A 23,958-nucleotide genomic window follows, 5' to 3' on the forward strand; every position below is an offset into this window, starting at 1 on the left:
TGCATGGACCAGGAATCCCGCGGGGAGCTGCGGATTTATCTGGGTGCTGCGCCTGGCGTCGGCAAGACGTACGCGATGCTGGGTGAGGCTCGTCGCCGCCTGGACAGGGGATGCGACGTCGGGGCGGCTCTCGTCGAGACACACGGGCGCGCGGTGACGGAGGCGGCGCTCGACGGCATCGAAGTCGTCCCGCCGACCGAGATTCCCTACCGCGGCACCGTCGGACGCGAACTCGATCTGGATGCCGTGCTGGCGCGTCGGCCGGATCTCGTTCTGGTCGACGAGCTCGCGCACACCAACACGCCGGGCTCACGGAACACGAAGCGTTGGCAGGACGTCGAAGTGTTGCTCGACGCGGGTCTGGACGTCGTGTCGACCCTGAACGTGCAGCACCTCGAGTCGCTCAACGACGTCGTCCAGCAGATCACCGGTGTCGTGCAGCGAGAAACGGTCCCGGACAACGTCGTTCGTGCGGCAGCGCAGGTGGAGCTCGTCGACATCACGCCGGAAGCGTTGCGCAGCAGGATGTCCCACGGGAACATCTACAGCGCCGAGAAGATCGACGCCGCGTTGGACAACTACTTCCGGCGCGGCAATCTGACGGCGCTGCGCGAGCTGGCGTTGCTGTGGATCGCCGATCAGGTCGACGCGGCGCTCGTGAAATACCGGACCGACGAACACATCACCGACACGTGGGAAGCGCGCGAGCGAGTCGTCGTCGCGGTGACGGGTGGGCCGGAGTCGGAGACGCTGGTGCGTCGCGCAAGTCGTGTCGCGTCTCGGTCCAGCGCCGAGCTCATGGTGGTGCACGTCGTGCGCGGCGACGGCCTCGCGGGGGTGTCCGCGCCGCAGATGGGGGCTGTCCGCACCTTGGCGACGGCCGTCGGCGCGAGCATGCACAGTGTCGTCGGCGACGACGTCCCGACGACGCTGCTGGAATTCGCGCGGGGCGTCAACGCGACGCAGTTGGTCATCGGCACTTCGCGACGGTCTCGGTTCGCTCGAATCGTCGACGAAGGCATCGGATCGTCCGTCGTGCAGAACTCCGGAACCATCGACGTGCACATGGTGACGCACGGCGAGACCGGGTTTCGACGACGACGTCTGCGCGTCCATGCGGATTCCCGTGCGCGACGGATGCTGTCGTGGGTCGCTGCGGTGGCCGTTCCCTGTGTCGCCGCTGCCGTACTCGCGATCGTCGACCCGCAGTTCGACTCGAGCGGTGAGAGCGCGCTGTTCTTCATGGTCGTGTTGTGCGTGGCTCTCCTCGGAGGGGTTGCGCCCGCGGCACTGTCGGCTCTGATCGCAGGATTTCTGCTCAACTTCTTCTTCACCGCTCCGCGACACAGCTTCGCGGTCGCCGAGCCCGAGAACTTCGTCGTGACGGTCGTGCTGCTGATAGTCGCCGTCGCCGTCGCGGTTCTGGTGGACACCGCATCGAGACGTGCCAGGGAGGCACGACGCGCGTCGCGCGAGGCCGAGCTGTTGATGTTGTTCGCCGGCTCCGTGCTGCGCGGTGCAGATCTCGACGCCTTGCTCGAGCGCGTCCGGGAGACGTACGGGCAGCGGTCGGTGTCGTTGATCGAAGTGTCCACCGGTGACACGGTCGGTAGCGTCGGGGATGTGCCTGCGCCGACCGTCGAACACGCCGATACGCGAATCGATGCGCCCGCCGGTGATTTCACGATGGTGCTCGCGGGGGCCCGCACCCGTGCGCGTGACCGACGCGTGCTGACGGCCGTCGCCAATCAGGCGGCCGGGTTGGTACGACAGGCGAGACTGACCGAGGAGGCCAGCCGTGCCAGTGCGTTGGCCGAGGCGGACGTGCTGCGGCGAGCGCTGCTGTCGGCCGTCAGCCACGATCTGCGGACGCCTCTGGCCGCGGTCAAAGCCGCGTCGTCGTCGCTGCGCAGCACCGACATCGAGTTCTCTCCCGAGGACACCGCCGAACTGCTCGCCACCATCGACGAATCGGCCGATCAACTGACCGCGCTCGTCGGCAACCTCCTGGACTCGTCGCGCTTGCAGGCCGGCGTCGTTCGACCGACCCTGCAGCCGGTGTACGTCGAGGATGCCGTCCATCGGTCGCTCGTCGGATCGTCGGCTCCGGTCGGGCGGGTACATATCGACGTGGGCGACGTCGAAGTACTCGCAGACGTGGGGCTGCTCGAACGGGTGCTGGCCAATCTCGTCGACAACAGCGCGCGTCATGCGCCCGACAGCGACATCCGGATCAGCGCCACGCGCGCGGGCGAGCGTGCGTCGGTCACGGTCTCCGACGGCGGCCCCGGAATCGCGGAAGGATCGGAGAGCACCATGTTCGACGCGTTCCAGCGACTCGGCGACCGCAACAACGCGGTCGGAGTCGGGCTCGGACTGTCCGTCGTCAAGGGTTTCGCCGAGGCCATGGGCGGGTCGGTCGTCGCCTCGGGCACCGCGGGCGGCGGGCTCACGATGACCGTCGAGTTGGGGGCGGTGATCCGATGACGGCAGCGAGGACTCGCGTGCTCGTCGTCGACGACGAGCCGCAGATCGTGCGCGCTCTCCGCATCAACCTGCAGGTCAGAGGCTACGAGCTTGCCGTCGCGACGTCGGGAGCCGAGGCGTTGCGTGCGGCGGCCGATTTCCATCCCGAGATCGTCGTTCTGGATCTCGGGCTACCCGACATCGACGGTATCGACGTCATCGGCGGCCTGCGGGGATGGACGGACGTGCCGATCGTCGTGTTGTCGGCGCGGACCGACTCGGCCGACATCGTCGACGCTCTCGACGCCGGTGCCGACGATTTCGTCACCAAACCGTTCGGGATGGACGTGCTGCTCGCGCGCCTCAGAGCGGCGGGGAGGCGTGGTCCGCATGCGACCGAGAACGCCGTCGTCGTGACCGACGCGTTCACCGTCGACCTGTCGGCGAAAACGGTCACCCGGCACGGGGAGAACGTCCACCTGACCCGCACCGAATGGGGTGTGCTCGAACTCCTGGCCCGCAACCGCGGAAAACTGGTGTCGCAGAGAGAAATTCTCCAAGCGGTGTGGGGTCCGCGGCACGAACGCGAAACCCATTATCTGCGAATTTATCTCGGACAGCTCAGACAGAAGCTGGAGGACGACCCGTCGCACCCGAAGCATCTGCTCACCGAGACGGGCATGGGATATCGGTTGCAGTAGTGCGGCTACTAGTTACCCAGCACGACACCCTCACGACGCGGATCCGCACCACCGGTCCACCCGGTATCGGTGCGCTGCAGCGCGCTCAGGCCGCTGGACTGGTCGGCGACGGACACGTCGTGGCCCATCGCGTCGAGTTGCTTCACGACGGGATCCTCCGGCCCCCGCACGTTCGGATGCTCACCGCCGTAGTTCGTGGCGGGCGAGTTGGCGGCACCGAAGTCGACCATCGACACGGCCTGTTGAGGGTTCATCCCCCAATCGAGCATGCCCACAAGCGTTTTGACGACGAACTGAATGATGACCGATCCGCCGGGAGAGCCCGTCACGATCGCCAGATCGCCCCGTGAGCCGTCGGTGTTCCGGTCGAACACCAGCGTCGGCGCCATCGAACTGCGGGGACGCTTTCCCGGTTCGACGCGGTTGGCCAGCGGTGTCCCATCCGGTGATGCCGGCTCGGCCGAGAAATCCGTGAGCTGGTTGTTCAGCAGGAAGCCGTCGACCATGTGGAACGAACCGAACGCCGACTCGACCGTCGTCGTCATCGACGCGGCGTTACCGTAGCGGTCGACGACGGAGATGTGGCTGGTTCCGTGTTCGGGATCGGTCGACGACGCGAATTCCACGGGCCCGAAGTCGCCGTGCTGTGCCGTTCCCATGCTGCGCTGCGGATCGATGATCCCTGCCCGCTCGCTCAGGTACTCCGGGTCCAGCAGCGCATCCGGTGATCCCCCGGGAAGTGGCACGAAGTCTGGATCGGCGACGTAGAAATCCCTGTCCGCGTACGCAAGTCGCTCGGCTTCGGAGATCAGGTGCACACCCTCCGCCGTGGGCTTCCCGCCGTTCGCATCCATGTCGGTCGGTGCGTACTCGGCCAGATCGAAGTTGGACAGAATCCCCATCGCCGACGCGACCGCGATCCCACCGGACGACGGCCCGGGCATTCCGCAGATGTCGTGGTCCCGGTACTGCGTGCAGACGGCGGTACGGGTCTTGGCCTCGTATCCCGCGAGGTCCTCCAGCGTGATCTGCCCTGGTGTGCGGCCTGCCGAGGTGTCGGCGGTGGCGTCGACGATCGCGTCCGCGATGTCGCCGGTGTAGAACGCGTCGGCGCCACCGTCCGCGATGGAGGACAACGTCTTCGACATCGCCGGGTTGTTCAGCAGGGTGCCCTCGGACTTCGGTGCGCCGTCCGGCAGCAGGAAGTAGTCCTTCGATTCCGGGTCGAGCGCCAGCTTCGCGGCGGAGTCGGCAATCGACTGCGCCATACGTGGGCTGATCGCGAACCCGTTGTCTGCCAACTGCACAGCCGGCTGGAACAAATCGGACCAGTCCTGCGTCCCGTGATCGGTGTGTGCCTGCTCGAGCATCCGGAGCACCCCGGGCACGCCGATCGATCGGCCACTCGATCGTGCATCGGGTTGCGGCGGGGTGCGGTCGACGTCGTCGATGTAGCGCAGGTAGTCGCCGGTGGCGCTCGCGGGCGCCACCTCCCGACCGTCGTACGCCTGTACCTCGCGAGATTTCGCGTCGTAGTACATCAGGAACGCGCCGCCCCCGATGCCCGACGACTGCGGCTCGACGAGCCCGAGCACGGTCTGCGCGACGATGAGCGCGTCGGCAGCGGTACCGCCGTCGCGCAGGACCTCGCACGCGGCCTCGGTCGAGATCGGATTGGCCGTCGACACCGCGTAGTCGCGGGTGTCGACCGGTGTCATCCCCGATCGGTACCCGGTCGCGATCTCCGGGTTCGTCGAGATGTCACCGCCGGAACTGCCGCCCGCCGACGTGCTCTGGGCTGCGGTGATGTCACCAGCCGCGCACGACGCGGATTCGGTCTCCTCGTTACTGCAGGCAGTGACCGGTAACAGGACGAGTGCGCAGAGCGCCACGGTGATTCGTCTCGAACGCATCGACCGACGCTAACACCGGTGCGCCGTCCTCGTAGTTGTTCCACTCCGGGTCGGCGTCGAGTACGGCGATTCCACGGTTGCTGAACGGTTGCTGGAGGAGCTTTCGGCCCCGTGTGGAACGCGTTGCATTCGGTCGACCAGCAGGGCGGTAAAATCGTCACCCATGAGCGATGTGTCAGAGGACGTGCCGGGGCAGGTACGTGCCATGGTGGGACAGAGCTACCGGATCGACGACGTCTACGAGGTCGGCAAAGCGAAGGTCGCCGAGTTCGCACGTGCCGTACAGAATTTTCATCCGGCCCACTTCGACGTGAACGCAGCCGCGGAACTCGGTCACCACGATCTCGTCGCTCCGCCCACCTTCATGGCGCTCGTCGGATTCGTCGCACAGCGTCGGCTGTTCGAAGAGACCCTCAGCTGCTACGCCATGCCGCAGATCCTGCAGGTCGATCAGAAGTTCGCCTTCCACCGGCCGCTGCGCGCAGGTGATCGCCTGAGCTGCGAGGTGTCCATCGTCTCGGCGCGCAAGGTTGCCGGCACCGATCTGATCGTCGTCGAGAACGACATCTTCGACCAACGTGACCAGCCGGTCATGACGGCGACGACGACCATCGCAGCCAGCACCGACATCCAGGCACCCGACGAGTTCATGGACGTCGTGGAGAAGATCATGATGGCCGGTACGGTCGCGGTTCCGGCCATCTGACGGTATTTTCCCGTGGCGTGAAGCGTGCGCCGCTGGAGTCCGGTCCCGACGAGATGCGCCGACGATGGGCGCTCTGTTCCGCGTTGACGGCAGCACAGGGTCGGCCGGACCACTGCTGTGCGCGTGATCGCACCTGGCACTACGACGACGGCGGCGGCAACTGGGCCGACGTCCGGATACTCGACGAGGGACGGGCGGTCCTCGTCGGCCACGACCACGAGTACAGCGACACCTACTACGCCGGAGCAGCACCGTACTTCGGTGAGCCCGAAACCGATCTTCTCGCGGACACTCCCGCGTGGTGGCGGGACGCGATCGAGGACTACCTCGCCGACATCGAGCGGAACGGCATGTGGATCGGGTTCGTGTACGGCTTCGACGGCGGGGTATGGACGCGCGCCGACTACACCCTCTCCGACGGCTTCGAATCCCTTGCTCTTCCGACGGTCACGCACGACGCGACGGCGCGTCATCTGACCGAATTCCTCCAGCACATCGCGCGTGACCAGGGCATGTCCGCCGACGTCGATCCCCAGGCCGTAGCAGCGGCGATCGCGGCAGGCGCCGACGTGTCCGCGGACCAGCTGCGCACGCTGTTCGGCGCGCGGCAGCTCGACGTCGCGGCCGGAGTCGAGGCGGCGCGAGCGTTTCGATGACATCGTCAACCGAGGGTTGACGATCGGGAATCGTCAACTTATGGTTGACGCATGACCGAACCCACGAAACTCAACGTCCCCGTCCGTCTCGACGACCTCATCGAGGGCATCAAGAAGGTGCACACCGATGCGCTCGACCAACTGTCCGACGCGGTTCTCGCGGCGGACGCACTCGGCGACCTCGCCGATCACCTGATCGGGCACTTCGTCGATCAGGCACGCCGCTCCGGTGCGTCGTGGACCGACATCGGCCGCAGCATGGGCGTCTCGAAGCAGGCTGCTCAGAAACGGTTCGTGCCCAAGGGTTCCGACTCCGACCTCGACGCGAACCAGGGGTTCAACCGTTTCACTCCGCGTGCTCGGGGCGTCGTGGTGGGGTCGCAGAACGAAGCGCACTCCGCCAAGAACGCAGAGATCTCCCCGGCGCACATCGTCCTCGGCCTCCTGAGTGAGAAGGAGGGCATTGCAGCGCGAATCCTGTTGACGGACAACCGGACCGAGCAGTACGTGCGTGACGCGGCCGCGGCGGTGTTACCGAAGGCCGTCGCGGAATCCCCCGCTCTGATCCCGTTCGACGCCGACGCGAAGAAGGTCCTCGAGTTGACGTTCCGCGAAGCGCTTCGTATGGGGCACAACTACGTCGGTACCGAGCACATTCTTCTGGCTCTACTCGAACACGAGGACGGAACAGGGTTGCTGACCGATCTCGGTCTCGACAAGTCCTCCGTCGAGCAGCAGGTTGCCGAATTTCTGTCGCAGTTCGACTGATCATCGACGCGGCGGCGAGATGCCCGCCGTCACGTTGTCGACGAGTGCATCGACGAAGTCGAAATCCAACGGCAGTGTCGGAAGCAACAACCTCAAATAGCAAGCGCCCCACAGTTCGTCGATGACGACGTCGAGGTCGATGCCGTTCGCGATCTGTCCCACGCGTCGGGCGGCTTGGAGGCGTCCCACCATCCGCGTTCGACGCGGACCGGCGTACGAGCGGATGAACTCGTCGGCGAGAGCGGGATCGCTCTGTGCCGCGCCGATCAACTCCGCGACGATATGTCCTGACCGTTCCGCGGTCAGCAGCGAAACGAACGAGCGCAGTTGGGTTTTCAGGTCGGCGGAGATGTCACCGGTGTCCTCGAACGACACGACGTCGTCGACGACGCTCGAATAGGCCTCGTATGCCAGCGCGCCCGGCGACGGCCACCATTTGTAGAGCGTCATCTTGCTGGTGCCGGCCTGCGCGGCCACCTTGTCGAAAGTAATTGCTGCAAAACCGCTTTCGAACAGACGATCGGCGGCGGCCTTCAGAACGGCGGCACGTACCTCTCCGGCGGGCCGTCGTCCGCGGCCTGGCCGGAGGGACGTCGGCCGGTCCTTCACACCTACCCCTTCGGATGGTCCTACGTGGTCGAAGGGTACACGACGGCCTGATCGGAGTCGCGGATTCGTGATGCGAACAGGCACGCACCTGCGGCGATGATCGCACCGGCGAGCATGGCGATCACCATCGGAATGGCAGTGTGCTCACCGCCGAGACCCACCAACGGCGACACCACGGCGGCCAAACCGAACTGTAGCGCACCGAGAACTGCTGATCCGGTGCCTGCCAGGTGTGGAACCTGTGCGACCGCAAGGCTTGTCGCGTTCGCGAACACGAAGCCCAGGCTCACGAGCGTCGAGAAGAGCAGTACGAGCGTCGGCCACAGGCTGATTCCGATCAGAACGAGGATCATCAGCGCAGCCGTCGTCACGACGATGGCGCAGATGCCTCCGGTCATCATGCGATGCAACGACATCCGATCCGCCAGTTTTGCTGTGATCGCACTGCCGATCATGAGGCCGAGAGCGTTGACGGCGAACGCCGCCGAATATTGTCCTGCGCTGAGCCCCAGCATGTTCTGCAGTACGAACGGCGATGCCGAGATGTAGGCGAACATGACGCTGAACGCGAACGTGAACGTCAGCGTGTACCCGACGTAACGGGGATTGCGGAGTACGGATCCGATGCCGGTGATCATGTCGGTGAGACCGCCACCGCGTCGGGCATGCGGGTGGAGCGACTCGGGGACGAACGCAATCGCGGAGACCAGCATCAACGCCGTCAGGCCGGTGATGATCCAGAAGACGCCGCGCCATCCGATCGAATCGACGACGGCGCCGCCGATGAGCGGTGCGATGACGGGCGCGACGCCGCCGATGATCATCATGAGCCCGAACAGCTTCGCGGAGCGACTGCCTTCGGTGCGATCGGCGATGATGGCCCGTGACAACACGACGCCTGCAGCGCCGGCGAAACCTTGTACGAACCGCGCGCCGATCAGAAAATCGATCGACGGCGCGAGGGCGCAAGCCGTGCCCGCGACCAGGCAGACTGCCGATCCGACGATGAGCGGCACCCGTCGACCCAGTTTGTCCGACAGGGGGCCGATGACGAGTTGACCGAGCGCGAGACCGATCAGGAACGTCGTCAGCGTCAGCTGAATGCTGCTCGCCGACGTCGACAGTTCCTCGGCCATCGCGGGAAATCCGGGCAGGTACATGTCGGTGGCCAACGGCGGAATGGCCGTCAGCAGCGCGAGAACGCAGACGAGAAGTCCGCTCGGAGGCGTGAGGGTTTTCGGTGCGGTCTGAGTCGTACTCATGGGCAGGCAGGGTCCGTTCGACGTAACTGGGATAGTCGAACAATAGCATATAAATTTATATGTATTATGGTCGTGTGACTTCTCCGCGAACGCCAGGGCCCGACGCTCTCGCCTCGGTGCTGCACGATTTGAGCTGGACTGTTCAACGGCTCGATCCCGTCGAGGACCTGGGGATCGAACGTATACCCGCGCCGGAGTTGACAATCCTCAAGGAGGTCGACCGAAGCCCTGGTATAGGGATCACGGCGCTGGCCGAGCTGCTGGCGATGCAGCAGTCGAATGTCAGTGCGGCAGTGAAGAGTCTGGTGCAGAGGGGCCTCCTCGCGCGCACGCCGTCGCCCGAAGATCGGCGGGTCGCGCAGCTGAACGTCACCGAGCAGATGGTGCGTAACCGCACGAAGATCGAGGCGGCATGGTCGTCGCGCATTACCGAGGCGCTCGCGCACCTACCCGAAGATGCTGCTGCGCAGCTCGTTTCGGCAGCGCCTGCACTGGAACTGCTGATGAACGAGCTGCGCGAGCCCGGCCGCTAGCGGGATGTGGCAGCGAGTGCCGAACGGACGTCTTCTTCGATGAAGCTGGCGACGATACCGCCCGCTGCGCGGACTCCTGCTGCGGCAGAGCCGATCACGTTCTCCATCGGCGCCGCGACGTTGCCCGCTGCGAACACGCCGGGGACCGAGGTGTTCCCGGCCTGATCGGTGGCGACGTACGACGCGCCCATCGGCTTGTCGCCCATCGTCATCTCGGTGACCTCGAGGCCGAGACTCACCAGAATGTCCGCGTTGGCCTCGAACTCGGGCTTGGTGACGACTGCCTGCACCGGAACGGTGGTGCCGTCGGCCAATGTGACTCCGGCGAGCGTGTCGTCGTCGAGTGCGAGGCGCGCGATCTCACCCTTCACTACGGTCACGCCGAGGGCCGCCAGTTTGGCCGATTCCTCTGCGGTGGGCTCGAATTGGTTCGTGAACAGCACGACGTCGTCGACCCACTGCCTCCACATCATTGCCTGATGCGCCGCGAACGCGCTGCCGATGATGCCGACGGTCTGCTCGCGAACTTCCCAGCCGTGACAGAACGGGCAATGCAGAACGCTACGTCCCCATTGCTCTGCGAGTCCCTCGATGTCGGGCAGCACGTCGGTGAGACCGGTGGTGACGAGGAGGCGTCGCGCAGTGACCGCGGTGCCGTCGGACAGGTCGACCGTGAAGTGCGGATCGGTGTGCTCGTCGGACTTCGATGCGGACAGCACCGAACCGGCCTTGATCACGACGCCGTAGGACTGTGCCTCGTCGCGGCCTCTGGCCAGCAGGTCGAGGGGCCGTATGCCTTCGAGGCCGAGGTAGTTGTGGGCGTGGTCGGCCGGTGCGTTGCGCGGCTGATCTGCGTCCACGACGAGCACCCGCTTGCGCGCCCGCCCGAGCGTCACCGCTCCTGCAAGGCCTGCGGCGCCGCCGCCGATGATGATCACGTCGTACTCGGGTTTCGATGTCATGTTCCCACTGTGACCCACTGTTCCGTTTATGGCAAGTAACTTTGCCGGATTGGCAAAATGGACAACTCGAGAGGGTCGGGCCTTGACCTCGACAAAGGTTGAGGTCGCAGGCTGGGGTCATGACAGCGACCTACGACGAGTTACCGGCGCTCATGACCAGAATGACCGGCGACGAAAAGCATGATGCCAGCGCCACATCCACGCTCGACGTCATCTGGGTTCTCTATTCGGACGTGCTCCGCGTCGACCCGAGCGATCTGGACGACCCGGACCGTGACCGATTCTTTCTGTCCAAGGGTCACGGGCCGATGGCGTACTACGCGGTGCTCGCCGCACACGGGTTCCTGACGCCGACGCAGCTGGACACGTTCGGCGACTTCGACTCGATTCTCGGATATCACCCGGATCGCACCCTCGTGCCCGGCGTTGAGATCTCGTCGGGCTCGCTCGGTCACGGGCTCGGCCTGGCCGCGGGAACCGCTCTCGCTCTGGCGCTGCGCGGGAGTGACGCGCGCGTGTTCGTCCTGCTCGGCGATGCGGAACTGGACGAGGGCAGCAACATCGAAGCCATCCAGTTCGCCGGCCGTCGCGGTCTGACGAATCTGACCGCCGTGGTGATCGACAACGACTCCGCGGGGCTCGGGTGGCCCGGCGGTATCGCACGCCGGTTCGCGGTCGAGGGATGGGTGGTCGACGACGTGGACGGCCGAGATCATCGACGACTGCACCGTGCGCTCACCGCCCGAGACGGGGACATGCCTCATGCCGTCGTCGCCCACGTGGAGAAGAAGGGGTAGACCATGACGACATCGATTGCCGCATCGACCGATCAGCGTGAGCGCTTCTACCGGCTTGTTCCGGAGCTGCTGGCCGAAGACGATCGGCTCGCGCTGGTGCTCGCCGAGATCGGCGTCGGATACGTCGACCCGTTCCTGACGGACGACGTTCGGGCGCGAGTGGTGAATGTCGGTATCCGCGAACAACTTTCGATTTCCCTGGCGGGCGGTATGGCGCTGGCCGGGATGCGGCCCATCGTGCACACGTTTCCGCCGTTCCTTGTCGAGCGACCTTTCGAGCAGGTGAAGCTCGATCTCGGCCATCAAGGCGTCGGCGCCGTACTCGTCAGTGCGGGCGGTTCGTACGGCATGGCGTCCGGTGGGCAGACGCATTTCGGCCATCGCGACGTCGCGGTGCTCGACACCCTGGATGGGTGGACGATCGACGTCCCCGGCACGGCCGACGAGGCGGAGGATGCGCTGCGTCGAGCGGTTCGATCGGATGACCGCGTCTATCTGCGGCTCGACAGCACATCCAATCGCCGACGCTACTCCGACGGCCCCGGCTTCACCGTGCTCCGGCGAGGCAGCTCGGGGACGGTCGTCGCGGTGGGACCGATGGCGGACAACACGCTCGATGCCGTCGAACTCCGAGACGTCACGGTTCTGTACGCCGACACCGTTCGGCCGTTCGACGCGGCAACCCTCGTGTCCACGCTGACGCATCCCGACGTGGCGATCGTGGAGCCGTATCTGGCGGGGACGTCGGTGCCGTACGTGTCCGACGCGTTGTCCCACGTCCCCCACCGAGTACTCGGCCTGGGTGTGGGGCGGGAGGAACTGCGCCGATACGGCTCGCCGAAAAACCATGAACGGGCACACGGACTCGATGTTGACGGTCTCCGGAACTCGCTGAACGAATTCTTCGGATCCACGCCCCGTTTCGGGGGCTGAAACAGGACGGTTCGGCATCGAATGTCCAGGTCAACCGACCTGGATCGCCTTGAAACACGTGCTGTGGTGTTGTTCACTGGTCGGGTACGGAAGAGGTCGTACGAACAGTGGTCGGGGGACGATGAACAGAGCAGTCGAGCATTCGTGGCACGAGAACACGTGGCGCGACGGGGACACCGTTGTCGCCGTCCGCGATCTGGGCAAACGATCGTGGTGCAGTGGCGTACCGGCGGGTTCGGTAGGTGTCGTCGTCGACATCGACTGGCTCGGAGACCTACGCGTGGTGTTCACCATCGACGACTGGCTCGCGGGCCGGACCATGGTGGAGAAGGTGGTTCCCGTGTGCGACGTTCGTCAGGTTCGCCCGTACGAACGTCGCCTCTCGGAAGCGTGAGTTCTACTCGGTTTTGGTAGCAGGGCCGTCGGGCGTCGCGCCGCCTTCGCCGGACCAATCTCCGGAATCGGTTCCTTCCGCGGGATCGGATTGAACGTCTGATTCGGCGGTGTCCGCGCCTTGCTCGGTGTCCACCGTGCTGGGATCGGCCGAGTCCGCCTGCTCGTCGGGATGCGTGTGATCGGTGTCGGTCATGTCCGGCACATACCCAAGAAATTCGATTGTCAACCGGCGACGACGCCGCGCAACCGCTCGGTGTCTGCGGCCGTCCATCCCTCGGGCTGCAGAATTGCGGCCCAGAGGTCGACGGCGTCCTCGCCGTAGTTGTGTCCGTGCCCCTGGGGGACGTCCGTGGAGAACACCATGTCGAACGTCGTCTGCCAGAACGTGACGAACGGGAACCACCGAACTCCTGGGTCGACGTCGTAGCCGCGCGGTTCTCGCAACCAATCAGGTTGATGCAGAACGAGGTTCGGTGACCACCAGGTGATGGGGTCCGACGCATGCTGCCAATAGACGACGCGCGGGTTCGCCCACGGTGTACCGATGTCCAGATCGGCAGGCCGGCCGGCGAATCGAACGTGCTGGCCGTCGGCGACGACGGGAAGAATCTCCCGCGATCCGGGGTCGCGATCTGCGGTGATCTGCGACCACTGCTCCGTGAAGTTCGGGCTGCCGACCCAAAGTGTGCCGTCGGTCCGTGCGACCATGTCCCGGGCACCGCCGAACGCATCCTGACCGCCGTACGAACCGAGGCTCTCGCCGAATGCGACCAACCTGGGACGTGCGTCTTCCGAGAGTTCGGCGACGGCATCGTAGACGCGGTCGAACAACGCGCGCCCCGCCTCGCGCGGTGAATCGCGATCGACGAGAAAGGCAATGGGACTCGGCAGGAACGAGTACTGCATCGACGCGATTGCAGTATCGCCGCCGTACATGTACTCGAGCGACCCGGCGACGGATTCGTTGACCCAGCCGCGGCCCGTCGTCGTCGCGACGGCTAACACTGCGCGGTCGAATGCCCCCGTTCGTTTCAGTTCTGCGACGACTCTGTCTGCGGCGTCGGCTATCGAATCGGCCTCTGCAGCACCGACGTAGGCGCGAATCGGAGTCAGGGCCGCAGTGCCGGTGAACTTCTCGATGTCCTCCGCCGACGGTCCCGACGACACGAACCGCCGTCCCTCCTTGCCGAGCGAATCCCAGTCCTCGTTCGATTGGGGTGAACCAGACTTCTCCGGCGCCGTGGGTTGTTCGACGCCGGGGTGGTTGGCCTCGTCGGAAATCTTGGACGCGCTCGTGATGGAGGCGATGAGGACATTGTCGACGACTCCGTTCAGGACGAGCAGTGTCAGCAGCGCCACGGCCGCCACACCGATCACCTTGGCGATCGGGATGGGTACGAAACGGGTGCACAGCGCAACAAGTTTCCGGGCGCACCAGCGTAATCCGCGCGCGAATGCCAGCAAGAGCGTCGAGACGGCGACTGCCACCAGCAGAACGCCGAGATACAGGGCCCGCGCCGGATCGTCGATCTCGACGAGCTTCCGGACTATTTCCTGCCACCACGATCCGAGAACGAGGAACAGCGGAACGACGACGGCCGCGGTCGCGCCGAGTAGCCACCATCCGGTACGTTTCGTCCCGTCCGACCACCGGGGTTTCAACCCGCATGCACGTCCGATCCAGATCAGCAGGCAGCCGAGCCCGTAGCCTGTCGCCACACTGATTCCGGTGGCGACGCCCTGGAGGTACCAGACACGGGGTAGCAGAGACGGCGTCATGGAGAACGTGAAGAACACGACTGCGAGGAACAGCGCGGCAGGTTCGAGCCGTGCGAAGTACCGCCGCAGGGTACGCATCGTCACATAGTAATGTTCAGACGTCGGTCGAAACTCCGATGTGGTCGAAATACCGTCGCGCCGAGCGGAACACCGCGTCGTGCGCGTCGCGAGTGATGATCCGGTTCCACCAGGCTCCGTAGAGCGAGCCGAAGTCGAAGGGACGCACGAGCTCGACGGCACGCCGAATCGTGTCCGGATGCTCGGGGATCAGATTGGGGTAGCTGTACATGAAGCCGACCCACCGACGGTCGGCGACGACGGTGAAGATGTCGCCGGCGCACAGCGCACCTCGGCCGTCGATGCCGTCGGCCCAGTGCATGACGGTGCCGCCGGCGAAGTGGACACCCGCGTTGATCAGAGTGAGTCCGGGGAGGATTTCTCTCGCGTCTCCCGACCACAGGACGACGTTGTCGCGGCGGGGCACCCATGGCGCGTCGCGCTCGTGCACGTAGATGGGGGCGTCGCCGAACGCGCGACTCCACTCGACCATGGAGCTGTAGTAGTGCGGGTGCGACAACGCGATGGCGGAGATGCCGCCGAGTTCGGTGACCCGCTGCACGGCCGCGTCGTCGATGTACGAGATCGAGTCCCACAGCACGTTTCCGCCGGGGCCGGGAATCAACAGCGCGCGCTGGCCGATGGCGAAGTCGGGTGCCGTCGCCAGCCCCCACAACCCGGGAACTTCCTCGTGGATGTCGACGGTGTACCCGTCGCGCCGCAGCTCTGCGAGGGACGTCCACTGCTGGCCGTCGTAGCCGACGTATTGCCGCTCGTCCTCGCAGATCGGGCACTGCGCACGGTCGGCGTCCAGCGGATACTGGACGCCGCACGTGACGCAGATGGGGAGATCGTTCCCCATGATCGCTCCGATATCAGAGACCGAAGGGGAGAACTCCCGGAGCCAGCTCGAAGCCGCTGCTGCCGGCCGAGATGGATCCGACGCTGCCGAGGATGAGGTTGATGAAGTTCGTGATCATGCGGAGGTAGTCCTTACGTTACGTGTGCGGTGAACCTGGTCGAGGGTACCGGCGCCGTCGTCGAATGGGCAGCCCGTGTTGCCTGTGACTTGGCTGCGAATCCGTGCCACGCGTTCTCCGCGCGCGTTCCAGCGGCAGCGCAGGTTGCACCGTGCGCGTTCGCTGCAACCTGCGCGGTGGTGCCAATTCGCATCGGTAGCCTGGGAGAATCATGCGTCGCGCAGCGGTAGGACTTCTGGCAGGACTCGTACTGGTCGGGTGCAGTGCCGAGCAGGAATCGGGCGCGTCGGCCCCGACCCCTCCGGCGATCGACTACGTCGCACTCGGAGATTCCGCTGCGTCGGGACCTCTCATTCCGAATTCGACCGGGACGCCCGGCTGCTTGCAATCCGATGCGAACTATCCCCATGTTCTGGCTCGGCTGATCGATGCGGCGACGTTCGTCGACGTGTCCTGCTCGGGTGCGCGGTCGGAGAACATCACGGTCACCCCGCAGCAGACCAACAGCGGTTCGATCCCGATTCAGCTCCACGCCCTGTCCCAGGACACGGACCTCGTCACGATCACCATCGGCGGTAACGACGTCGACCTGGTCGCGGCCGCGCGCGGATGCGTGAACTTCTCTCCCGAGCCGAACGGGGAGTCGTGCGCCGACGCGCTCACGGCAGGCGGCAACGACCGCATCGCCGACGCCATCGCCGCTGCCGCACCGAAGTGGGGTGACGTGCTGGACGCGATCGCCGACCGAGCTCCGAATGCGGAGATCGTCGTCGTCGGCTACGGCACGTACGTCCAGCCCGGTGGTTGTTACGGCACCCAGCCCGTGTGGGCGCGGGATGCGGACTACCTGCAGGCGAGCGTCGATCGATTGAACGACGCCCTCGCCGCCAAGGCCCGGTCTCACGACGCGGAATTCGTCGACGTCCGGCCCGTCAGCGTGGGTCACGACGCGTGTGCGGCTCCCGATCAGCGCTATCTCGAAGGCGTCGTGCCGGCGAATCCGGCTGCGCCCCTGCACCCCACCGCGGCAGGGATGGAGGCGTTCGCCCAGGTGATTGCGGCCATGCGCTGACGCACCCGTCCACGATCGTGAAACTGGCCCGATACAACGGGTCCGAACACTGTCATCGTCGATGGCATGGTGACGACGACTGCGGTGATGGGTGTGTTCGCTGTCGCGCTGGCGATGGTGCTCACTCCTGGGCCGAACATGGTGTATCTGGTGTCCCGCAGCATCTCTCAGGGCCGGAACGCGGGACTCGTGTCGCTCGGCGGCGTCGCGCTCGGGTTGGTGGTGTACGTGGTGGCCACCAACCTCGGTTTGGCGGCGGTGTTCGTTGCTGTTCCCGCGCTGTACACGGCCATCAAGATCGCCGGAGCGTGTTATCTGTTGTGGCTGGCCGTGTCGGCGATTCGAGGATCGACGACGGTCTTCGAAGTGTCGGGGCTGCAGCAGGATTCGAACCACCGATTGTTCACGATGGGGTTGGTGACGAATCTGCTGAACCCCAAGATGGCCGTCATGTACATCTCGATCATTCCGCAGTTCGTGAATCCTGCTGCCGGACATGTGTTCGTGCAGGGCGTCGTGCTCGGCGGAGTGCAGATTCTCGTCGCGGTGACGATCAATGCACTGATCGTGCTGGGCGCGGGCACGATCGCGCAGTTCCTGGCGGTCCGACCGACGTGGGCGCGGATTCAGCGGTACGTGATGGGAACGGTGCTCGGCCTCCTTGCCGTTCGTCTGTGCGCTGACGCACCCGTGCGTGCATAGTTGGCCTGGGCTACGACTTTCCGCGCACGGGTGCGAAGCGCCACCCACCGAACTCGGTGATGTCGACGCCCGCCTCCCCTGCCTCGTACGAGCAACCGAATCCGGTGACCCAGCGGCCGTCGGACAGTTCGACCGACGTCAGCCCCATCGGTGCAGGCAGCCCGGCGAGGAACGTTCCGAGGCCCGCCGCGGACATCCGATACAGCTCGCCCGCGATGGGTGCACCGAGACCGGAACCGTGCCGTACGAGACCGGGTTTGGGCGGGGTGGTGCCGAGATCGACGAGTCGATACGCGTCGGACGTGCGTACCTCGCCGACGAAGCGCGCACCGCGGTCGGTCAGCTGGTGATGAAGGGGGAAGCCCTCGAGATGCGCACCGACGACCAGTAGATCGACACCCTCGTCGACGAGAACGGGTGCAGCACAATCGGACACCCGTGCGGCGACGTCGACGGCCACCTGGTCGGCGAAGCCGGGCACGACGACCATGACGCCGAACGGATGACCCTCCGTCGTCGGTGCGCCCGGAACGGCGACGGCGGCCATGTCCAACAGGTTGCAGAAGTTGGTGAACGTGCCGAGCCGGCGGTTGATGCCAACCGGATCCGCCTGCACCGCAGCGATGGTCGGATGTTCGGTCGTCGTCGGTAGGAGCAATCCGTCGAACCCGTCGAGCAGTTCCGATGCCGTCCGCTTCGCGGAGGCGAGCACACCGAGTTCGTCGACGTAACGATGCGCAGCGGGCTGCGCGGCGTTCCGAACGATCTGTGCCACAGTCGGATCCGCGCTCTCCGGCTCACCCGAGAGGAATTCCCCGACCGCCGAGTAGCGCTGTGCGACGATCGCACCGTCGTACAGCAGGACGGCAGCGCCCAGCAGTACGGAGATGTCGACCTCGACGTAGCTGATGCCCTTCAGCGACGCGAGCGTCCGGTCGAACGCCTCGCGGTACTCGGGGCTGAGTGCCGCGAGATCCTCCGCGCGGGGAACCGCCAGACGGGGTGTCGGCGACGCGGCCAGTCGGACGTCGGCAGGCCAGGTCCGACTGCGTGGGTCCGACGCGTCGTAACCGGTCATGACACGTGTTGCGCGCGTGGCGGTTTCGAGATCCGATGCGAGTACGGTGACGCAGTCGTAGTCCGCGCATGCAGGCACCACGCCGGTCGTCGGGACGATGCCGAGCGTCGTCTTGATGCCGACGATTCCGTGGAACGCTGCCGGTACGCGTCCGGAACCTGCTGTGTCGGTGCCGATTCCGATGTCCACGATGCCGAGCGCCACGGCGGCCGCCGAGCCCGACGAGGATCCGCCCGACACCCGCTCGGGATCCCACGCGCACCGCACCGGACCGTACGGGCTGCGGGTGCCGACGAGACCGGTGGCGAACTGATCGAGATTCGTCTTCCCGAGAATCAGCGCGCCCTGCTGGACGAGTCGTGCGACGGCCGTTGCCGTCACCTCGGGCGTGTACGCGAACTCGGGGCATGCCGCGGTCGTCGGCAAGCCTGCGACGTCGACGTTGTCCTTGACCGCCACGAGCATCCCGGCCAGCGGCAGGGTCGGGTCGACGGCGGCTGCGTCGGCCAGCACGTCGTCCTCGGGCCGGAGTGTGATCCAGACTTCGGGACGGTCGACCTCGGCAATGCGCTTGTACGCCCGACGCACCTTCTCGGCGATCTCATGCTGCAGCATCGGTGCCGCCTTTCTTGGTGAATTCGCCCGCCGCGGACCACGCCGCGCGCTCGGCGTCGAATGCGATGGACTGCGTCGCACGGAAACTGTCGATCGAATCCGCATGGGCCGCGAGGAACTGCTCGTGGTCGGCGAGCGAGAACTCGCCGTCGGCGATCTCGACACCGCCGTTCCCTCGCCCGGCCGCGGTGTCCGCGCGCAGATCCATCAGCTCTTCGGGTTCGACGGGGTACCAGGAGATTCGGTCGAAAAACCTCAGCAGCCAGGGACTCTCGTTCTCGAACGGGGCGCTCGTGCTGCGGTATCGGTGATTCCACACCTGCGTCGTACGGCCGACGAACTGGTAGCCGCCCGGCCCCTCCATGCCGTAGATGCACAGGTAGGCTCCGCCGATCCCGACGGCGTTCTCCGGTGTCCAGGTGCGTGCCGGGTTGTACTTGGTCGTGACGAGTCGGTGCCTCGGATCCAACGGAGTCGCGACGGGCGCACCCAGGTAGACGTCCCCGAGACCCAGCACCATGTACTCGGCTGCGAAGACGGTGTCGAAAACATCTGCGACAGTGTCCAATCCGTTCATACGCCGGATGAACTCGATGTTCCACGGGCACCACGGCGCGTCGGAACGAACGCCGTGCATGTAGCGCGCGATCGCTTCACGGGTGGACGGATCGTCCCACGACAGCGGCATCCGCACGTGACGCGACGGCACCACGAGTTCGGACGCGGCGGGCAGGTCGTCTTCGATCTCCGAGAGCAAACCCATCAGCGTCGAGATCGGGAGTACGTCGGGATCGACCTTGACCTGCAGCGAACGGATCCCCGGCGTGAGATCGATCAGGCCCCTCGGCGCGAGGGCCTCGACTCGCTGGTGCAGTGCATGCGCACGAGCACGTAATGTCAGGTCCAGCTTCATGTCTCCGTACTCCACGAGCACGTTGTCGTCACCGGAGCGCCGATACGTCACCGAGGTCTCCGCGTCGCGACGCGCGAGGACGCCGTCGTCGCCGTCGCCCCCACTCGAGAACACGACGGGCATACTCGCGCGTCGCTGGACTCCGAGCGTGCCCAACGCGGCGGCGTGCGCCGCTCTGATCGGTACGAAGCGGACGGTGTCTCCCGCCTTCAACTGCCCGAGCTTCCAGCGTTCCGCGGCCACGGTCGTCACGGGGCAGACGAATCCGCCGAGACTCGGACCGTCCGGTCCGAGGAGAATCGGTGTGTCACCGGTGAAGTCGAGTGCGCCGACGCTGTAGGCGTTGTCGTGAATGTTCGACGGGTGCAGGCCGGCTTCTCCGCCGTCCTGTCGCGCCCACTCCGGCTTCGGTCCGATGAGGCGGACACCCGTGCGATCGGAGTTGAAGTGCACTTCGTACGACGTCGAGTACAGCGTGTCCATGTCGGCGCGGGTGAAGAACTCGGGTGCACCGTGCGGCCCTTCGGTGACGGCGATGTCCCATGTCGTCGTCAGGACAGGGCGGTGTTCCATCGGGATCGATCGGACGCGGTCGGCGTCGTCGGTGGCACCGGTGATCTCCAGAACGTCTCCCTCACCGAGGGTTCCGCCGCGGTGGCCTCCGAACTTGCCGAGCGTGAACGTCGATGCGCTCTCGAGGTACGGCTCGACGTCGATCGTTCCCTGGATCAGGACGTAGACGCGCAGGCCCGCGCCGTCGGTCATGCCGACGTCGAGGACGGCTCCGGCAGGAACGAGCACCGGACGCCACTGTGCGACCCGTACGCCGTCCACGCGTACCTGGGTGTCCGCACCCGTCACACAGACGTACGTGTCCGCGTCGAACGTCAACGCCGGACCGGCCATCGCGGATTCGAGACCCGGTGCGCCCTCGGGGTTTCCGAGGGCGACGTTGCCGAGGCGGAAGGACAGGTCGTCCATCGGTCCCGACGGCGGCACACCGACCTGCCAGTAGCCGACGCGTCCCGGCCAGTCCTGCACCGTCGTCAGCATGCCGGGGCGTACGACGGTCATCTTGGTACCGGTCATGGCCTGCTCACGATCATGCGGACCGACGTGGGGTCGAAACCGTTGCACGGGTTGTTGATCTGTGGGCAGTTCGAGACGAGGACGAGTGTGTCGATCTCGGCGCGCAGCGACAGCGACTTACCGGGGGCGGAAAGGCCGTCGACGATCCCGAGGGTGCCGTCGGCGTCGACGGGAACGTTCATGAAGAAGTTGATGTTGGACACCAAGTCTCGTTTGCCGAGGCCCCAATTGGCGCCCTCGATCAGGAAGTTCTCGACGCAGGCGTGCTGGTGCGCGGTGTGGTGTCCGTACCGCAGGGTGTTCGACTCCTGCGAGCAGGCGCCGCCGACGGTGTCGTGGTTGCCGACCTCGTCGTCGACGATGGTCATCAGCGCGGTGGAATCGTCGCTGCGCAGAACGGTCCCGGTGGTGAGGAACAGGTTCTTCTGGGCGACGACGGTCGCTGCCGCCGAGTAGCGAACGGCATGATCGTGCGCCGAGTACATCAACGTGTCGACGGCTTGGTTGCCGTGCAGGTCGACGATGGTGAGGATGTCACCGGCCGCGACGACGGCGGACCACGGTGCCCTGGCGTCGGCGATCTCGTCCAGGATCACGGTTCCGAGTGTCGTTGTCATCGTGTGCCTTTCGCTGCGGTCCATGCGCTTTCGGTGTTCCACACCGCGCGTCGGTATTCGGGGTCGGTGTTGGACAAGTCGTTCAGTTCGGACGATGCATCCCACGCCAGCACATCGAGTGCGGTGGTGTCGAAAGTCGGGGACGAATCGAGCGGATGGGCCGTGTTCGCGAGCAGCACGACGACCGGAAGATGGATGAGCAGGTCGATCTCCGCTCCTGCGTTCGCATTGCCCGTCGCCGTCAACGCGCCGTCGGCCTCGACGCGCACACCGTGGAAGAACGAGATCGACGGTGGCAGATCGCGAGGTTCCAGACCGTGCTTCGCCGCTGCGACGGTGAACAGCTCCCGTCCGGCCGGCGAGGACGAATGCAGGTCTCCGCTACCGTATTTCGCGTCGTTGGCGGCAACGGATGTGGTGCCGCAGAACGCGTCGTGGCGTCCCGACGAGTCGGCGACGACGGTCGCGAGTACCCGGCCTTGGTCGGACAGCAGCGGGTGACCGATGCCGAGATACGCCTGCCACGGAACCTTCACCGTGTCAGCAGCATTGAGGCGTTCCCACGGTGCGTCCGCGCGGTACAGAAGAAGGTGTGCGCAGGCGTTGCCGTCGACGTCGCGCAGGCGGAGCCGGGTACCCCGTGCCAGGACCTTCGTCGTGTAGCGACCACCGGGGACGGTTTCGGACCAGGTCAGTTCGCTGATGCCCTCGGGCGCGGCTGGCCCGGTGATCGCCGCGGCCTGCGCTCGGGCATGGTCTCGGGCGGCGTGAGTCGTTGCGGTGTTCATGGGTGTCAGGCTCCGATCGTGACGGGCTTCGGGTGTGCTTTGCCGCGCGGCAGGCAGACGATGCCCACGACGACGACGGCGAGGACGGTGAGGGGTGCCGCCCACTGCAGTATCGGGAATTCCCCGGTGGGGTTGAAGATTTCGGCGCGCGGCCAGGAGAGGTTCACGACCATGAGGCCGCCGTACAGCACCGCGAGGATGTTGACGGGGATGCCCAGGACTCCGAGGCCGAACAGTTTCTTGCCTTCCGAGTCGACCTGCATACCGCCGCGCGGCCAGCCCTTCAGACGTTGAACGAGCAGCGGCACGGTGACCATCATGTAGGCGAGGTAGATCAGCACGATGCAGACGCTGGTCAGCGTCGTGAAGATCGCTGCGTTGCCCACGTTCACCGCAAGGACTGCGACACAGGCGATTCCGATGAGAACCGACGGCGCCATGGGCGTTCCGGTCCGTGTGTTCACCGTCGACAGCAACTTCGACGCGGGCAGTCGGCCGTCGCGTGCCATCGAGAACATCAGGCGGGATGCAGCGGTCTGGATCGCGAGTGTGCAGATGAAGACGGCGATCGCGACGTCGATCAGTAGAACGGTTCCCCACGGCGAGCTGAGGATCGAATCGAGAACGTACGGTAGGCCTTCCGCTGCGAGTCGACCATCGGTGAGGCTCGGAGCGGCCATCAGCGCACCGACGATCATCAGTCCACCGCCCAGCGCGGAGGCCGACAGCGCCAAGCGAATCGTGCGCGGTGCGACGCGTCGGGGATTGTGCGTTTCCTCGGCCAGTTCACCTGCGGAGCCGAATCCGACCATGACGTAGGCAGCCATCAGTCCCGAGACGATCCACGCCCAGATGTATCCGGGCTCGGCGCCTGCGGAGCCGGTGTCCAGTACCACCTGCGGTCCACGTTCGGCGTGAGTGAAGAAGACGAGCACTACCGCTGCGACACCGACGATTTCGCAGGTGACACCGATGCTGTTGATACGTGACATCCAGTTGACGCCGATGCAGTTGATCGTCGTCGTCAGCACCAGAAGGGCCGAGCCGAGGATGACGGCATTGGCAGCGCCGCTCGGGGACGTGAGGGCGGTGTCGTCGCCGACGATCTGAAATCCGCTCCAGACGCTCGGCAGTACTACCTGCAGCGCGATGGCCGCTGCCGCTGCCGTGACGATCTGCGCGATGATCATGAACCAGCCGGCGAACCATCCGACGATCTCACCGCCCATGCGCCTCGACCACTGATAGATCGCACCCGAAATCGGGTATCGCGCAGCGAGTTCGGCGAAGTTCAGTGCCACCATGAACTGACCCAGGAACACCAGCGGCCACGTGAAGAAGAAGGCGGGACCACCGAAGCTGAAGCCGAGTCCGAAGAGCTGGAAGATCGTCGTCAGGATCGAGACGAACGAGAACCCTGCAGCGAACGACGCGAACTTCCCGAGCGAACGATGAAGCTGCGGTTCGTATCCCAGCCCGACGAGGTCGGAGTGATCGCTCGTGGTCGATGTCGCCGGCCCCTCGGGTGCGGGCAGAGTAGTCGAGCTCATACGTGTCTCCTGAACG

Annotated in this window: 23 protein-coding genes; 11 read left to right on the forward strand and 12 right to left on the reverse strand. The window is 65.7% G+C overall.

Annotation, left to right across the window (positions count from 1 at the left end; genetic code table 11):
- Nucleotides 1–3: 3 nt before the first annotated feature.
- Nucleotides 4–2,487: a sensor histidine kinase gene (locus A3K89_RS22105; protein ID WP_068430772.1), complete on the forward strand. Its 2,484-nt coding sequence runs from the start codon at nt 4–6 to the stop codon at nt 2,485–2,487.
- On the forward strand, nt 2,484–3,167 hold the full coding sequence (locus A3K89_RS22110) for a response regulator (protein ID WP_068430775.1): 684 nt from the start codon (nt 2,484–2,486) through the stop codon (nt 3,165–3,167). Before A3K89_RS22105 ends, A3K89_RS22110 begins: the two co-directional genes overlap by 4 nt.
- Before the next feature lie 8 nt (nt 3,168–3,175).
- Here A3K89_RS22110 and ggt read toward each other — a convergent pair whose 3' ends face one another.
- Nucleotides 3,176–5,080 (reverse strand): gamma-glutamyltransferase, encoded by a 1,905-nt coding sequence (ggt, locus tag A3K89_RS22115; RefSeq protein WP_068430778.1) that lies wholly within the window; start codon nt 5,078–5,080, stop codon nt 3,176–3,178.
- 163 nt (nt 5,081–5,243) lie between these two features.
- On the opposite strand from ggt, the gene hadA reads away from it, so the two are divergent.
- From hadA to A3K89_RS22130, 3 genes are read left to right on the forward strand one after another with little or no spacing between them, the layout of a single operon-like run.
- Entirely contained in the window at nt 5,244–5,786 is a 543-nt protein-coding gene (hadA, locus tag A3K89_RS22120; RefSeq protein WP_068430781.1) for a (3R)-hydroxyacyl-ACP dehydratase subunit HadA, read from the forward strand.
- Between the two features lie 17 nt (nt 5,787–5,803).
- A complete protein-coding gene (locus A3K89_RS22125) occupies nt 5,804–6,442 on the forward strand; it encodes a hypothetical protein (RefSeq protein WP_254303631.1) in 639 nt (212 codons plus the stop codon).
- Nucleotides 6,443–6,493: 51 nt separating this feature from the next.
- Complete coding sequence (locus A3K89_RS22130) at nt 6,494–7,210, forward strand: Clp protease N-terminal domain-containing protein (protein WP_068430784.1); 717 nt, start codon at nt 6,494–6,496, stop codon at nt 7,208–7,210.
- On the opposite strand, the gene A3K89_RS22135 is transcribed toward A3K89_RS22130, so the two are convergent.
- Nucleotides 7,211–7,819 carry a TetR/AcrR family transcriptional regulator gene (locus A3K89_RS22135; RefSeq protein ID WP_068430787.1) on the reverse strand — a complete coding sequence of 203 codons (609 nt, stop codon included), beginning with the start codon at nt 7,817–7,819 and terminating at the stop codon, nt 7,211–7,213.
- 20 nt (nt 7,820–7,839) lie between these two features.
- Nucleotides 7,840–9,081, reverse strand: a complete 1,242-nt coding sequence (locus tag A3K89_RS22140) for a multidrug effflux MFS transporter (protein ID WP_068430790.1) — start codon at nt 9,079–9,081, stop codon at nt 7,840–7,842.
- A gap of 74 nt (nt 9,082–9,155) precedes the next feature.
- On the opposite strand from A3K89_RS22140, the gene A3K89_RS22145 reads away from it, so the two are divergent.
- Nucleotides 9,156–9,614: a MarR family winged helix-turn-helix transcriptional regulator gene (locus tag A3K89_RS22145; protein ID WP_254303632.1), complete on the forward strand. Its 459-nt coding sequence runs from the start codon at nt 9,156–9,158 to the stop codon at nt 9,612–9,614.
- Here the strand turns inward: A3K89_RS22145 and A3K89_RS22150 are convergent.
- Nucleotides 9,611–10,576: an NAD(P)/FAD-dependent oxidoreductase gene (locus tag A3K89_RS22150; RefSeq protein ID WP_068430796.1), complete on the reverse strand. Its 966-nt coding sequence runs from the start codon at nt 10,574–10,576 to the stop codon at nt 9,611–9,613. The two genes, A3K89_RS22145 and A3K89_RS22150, sit on opposite strands and share 4 nt — an antisense overlap.
- 119 nt (nt 10,577–10,695) lie before the next feature.
- Between A3K89_RS22150 and A3K89_RS22155 the strand changes: the two genes are divergently transcribed.
- The 3 genes from A3K89_RS22155 to A3K89_RS22165 all read left to right on the forward strand — a co-directional run bounded on the left by A3K89_RS22155 (nt 10,696) and on the right by A3K89_RS22165 (nt 12,700).
- Complete coding sequence (locus tag A3K89_RS22155) at nt 10,696–11,373, forward strand: thiamine pyrophosphate-dependent enzyme (protein ID WP_068430799.1); 678 nt, start codon at nt 10,696–10,698, stop codon at nt 11,371–11,373.
- Nucleotides 11,374–11,376: 3 nt separating this feature from the next.
- Nucleotides 11,377–12,306 (forward strand): transketolase family protein, encoded by a 930-nt coding sequence (locus A3K89_RS22160; protein WP_068430802.1) that lies wholly within the window; start codon nt 11,377–11,379, stop codon nt 12,304–12,306.
- Nucleotides 12,307–12,427: 121 nt separating this feature from the next.
- Entirely contained in the window at nt 12,428–12,700 is a 273-nt protein-coding gene (locus A3K89_RS22165; RefSeq protein WP_068430804.1) for a hypothetical protein, read from the forward strand.
- A 3-nt stretch (nt 12,701–12,703) separates the two neighbouring features.
- Here the strand turns inward: A3K89_RS22165 and A3K89_RS22170 are convergent, their stop codons facing one another.
- Genes A3K89_RS22170 through A3K89_RS22180 form a run of 3 tightly spaced genes read right to left on the reverse strand, consistent with a single transcriptional unit; the run spans nt 12,704 to nt 15,400 of the window.
- Nucleotides 12,704–12,895, reverse strand: a complete 192-nt coding sequence (locus A3K89_RS22170; RefSeq protein ID WP_068431050.1) for a hypothetical protein — start codon at nt 12,893–12,895, stop codon at nt 12,704–12,706.
- A gap of 29 nt (nt 12,896–12,924) precedes the next feature.
- Nucleotides 12,925–14,559 carry an alpha/beta hydrolase gene (locus A3K89_RS22175; RefSeq protein ID WP_174551493.1) on the reverse strand — a complete coding sequence of 545 codons (1,635 nt, stop codon included), beginning with the start codon at nt 14,557–14,559 and terminating at the stop codon, nt 12,925–12,927.
- A 16-nt stretch (nt 14,560–14,575) separates the two neighbouring features.
- Nucleotides 14,576–15,400, reverse strand: a complete 825-nt coding sequence (locus tag A3K89_RS22180) for an MBL fold metallo-hydrolase (protein WP_068430807.1) — start codon at nt 15,398–15,400, stop codon at nt 14,576–14,578.
- 329 nt (nt 15,401–15,729) lie between these two features.
- Here A3K89_RS22180 and A3K89_RS22185 point away from each other — a divergent pair, with 329 nt between their 5' ends.
- Together A3K89_RS22185 and A3K89_RS22190 are read left to right on the forward strand one after the other, a co-directional pair.
- On the forward strand, nt 15,730–16,590 hold the full coding sequence (locus A3K89_RS22185) for an SGNH/GDSL hydrolase family protein (RefSeq protein ID WP_084423989.1): 861 nt from the start codon (nt 15,730–15,732) through the stop codon (nt 16,588–16,590).
- 66 nt (nt 16,591–16,656) lie between these two features.
- Complete coding sequence (locus tag A3K89_RS22190) at nt 16,657–17,292, forward strand: LysE family translocator (RefSeq protein ID WP_068430810.1); 636 nt, start codon at nt 16,657–16,659, stop codon at nt 17,290–17,292.
- Between the two features lie 10 nt (nt 17,293–17,302).
- On the opposite strand, the gene atzF is transcribed toward A3K89_RS22190, so the two are convergent.
- The 5 genes from atzF to A3K89_RS22215 are packed head-to-tail and all read right to left on the reverse strand — an operon-like array spanning nt 17,303 to nt 23,942.
- Nucleotides 17,303–18,985 carry an allophanate hydrolase gene (gene atzF, locus A3K89_RS22195; RefSeq protein ID WP_068430813.1) on the reverse strand — a complete coding sequence of 561 codons (1,683 nt, stop codon included), beginning with the start codon at nt 18,983–18,985 and terminating at the stop codon, nt 17,303–17,305.
- Nucleotides 18,972–20,987, reverse strand: coding sequence for a 5-oxoprolinase/urea amidolyase family protein (locus A3K89_RS22200; protein WP_068430815.1), 2,016 nt, complete (start codon nt 20,985–20,987; stop codon nt 18,972–18,974). The genes atzF and A3K89_RS22200 overlap by 14 nt, the downstream gene beginning before the upstream one ends.
- Nucleotides 20,984–21,604 carry an urea amidolyase associated protein UAAP2 gene (locus tag A3K89_RS22205; protein ID WP_068430817.1) on the reverse strand — a complete coding sequence of 207 codons (621 nt, stop codon included), beginning with the start codon at nt 21,602–21,604 and terminating at the stop codon, nt 20,984–20,986. Before A3K89_RS22205 ends, A3K89_RS22200 begins: the two co-directional genes overlap by 4 nt.
- A complete protein-coding gene (locus A3K89_RS22210; protein WP_068430819.1) occupies nt 21,601–22,392 on the reverse strand; it encodes an urea amidolyase associated protein UAAP1 in 792 nt (263 codons plus the stop codon). Before A3K89_RS22210 ends, A3K89_RS22205 begins: the two co-directional genes overlap by 4 nt.
- 5 nt (nt 22,393–22,397) lie before the next feature.
- Nucleotides 22,398–23,942 (reverse strand): amino acid permease, encoded by a 1,545-nt coding sequence (locus A3K89_RS22215; RefSeq protein ID WP_068430820.1) that lies wholly within the window; start codon nt 23,940–23,942, stop codon nt 22,398–22,400.
- Nucleotides 23,943–23,958: the final 16 nt, after the last annotated feature.

The sequence above is a fragment of the Rhodococcoides kyotonense genome (assembly GCF_001645385.1).
Classification (GTDB): Bacteria; Actinomycetota; Actinomycetes; order Mycobacteriales; family Mycobacteriaceae; genus Rhodococcoides; species Rhodococcoides kyotonensis_B.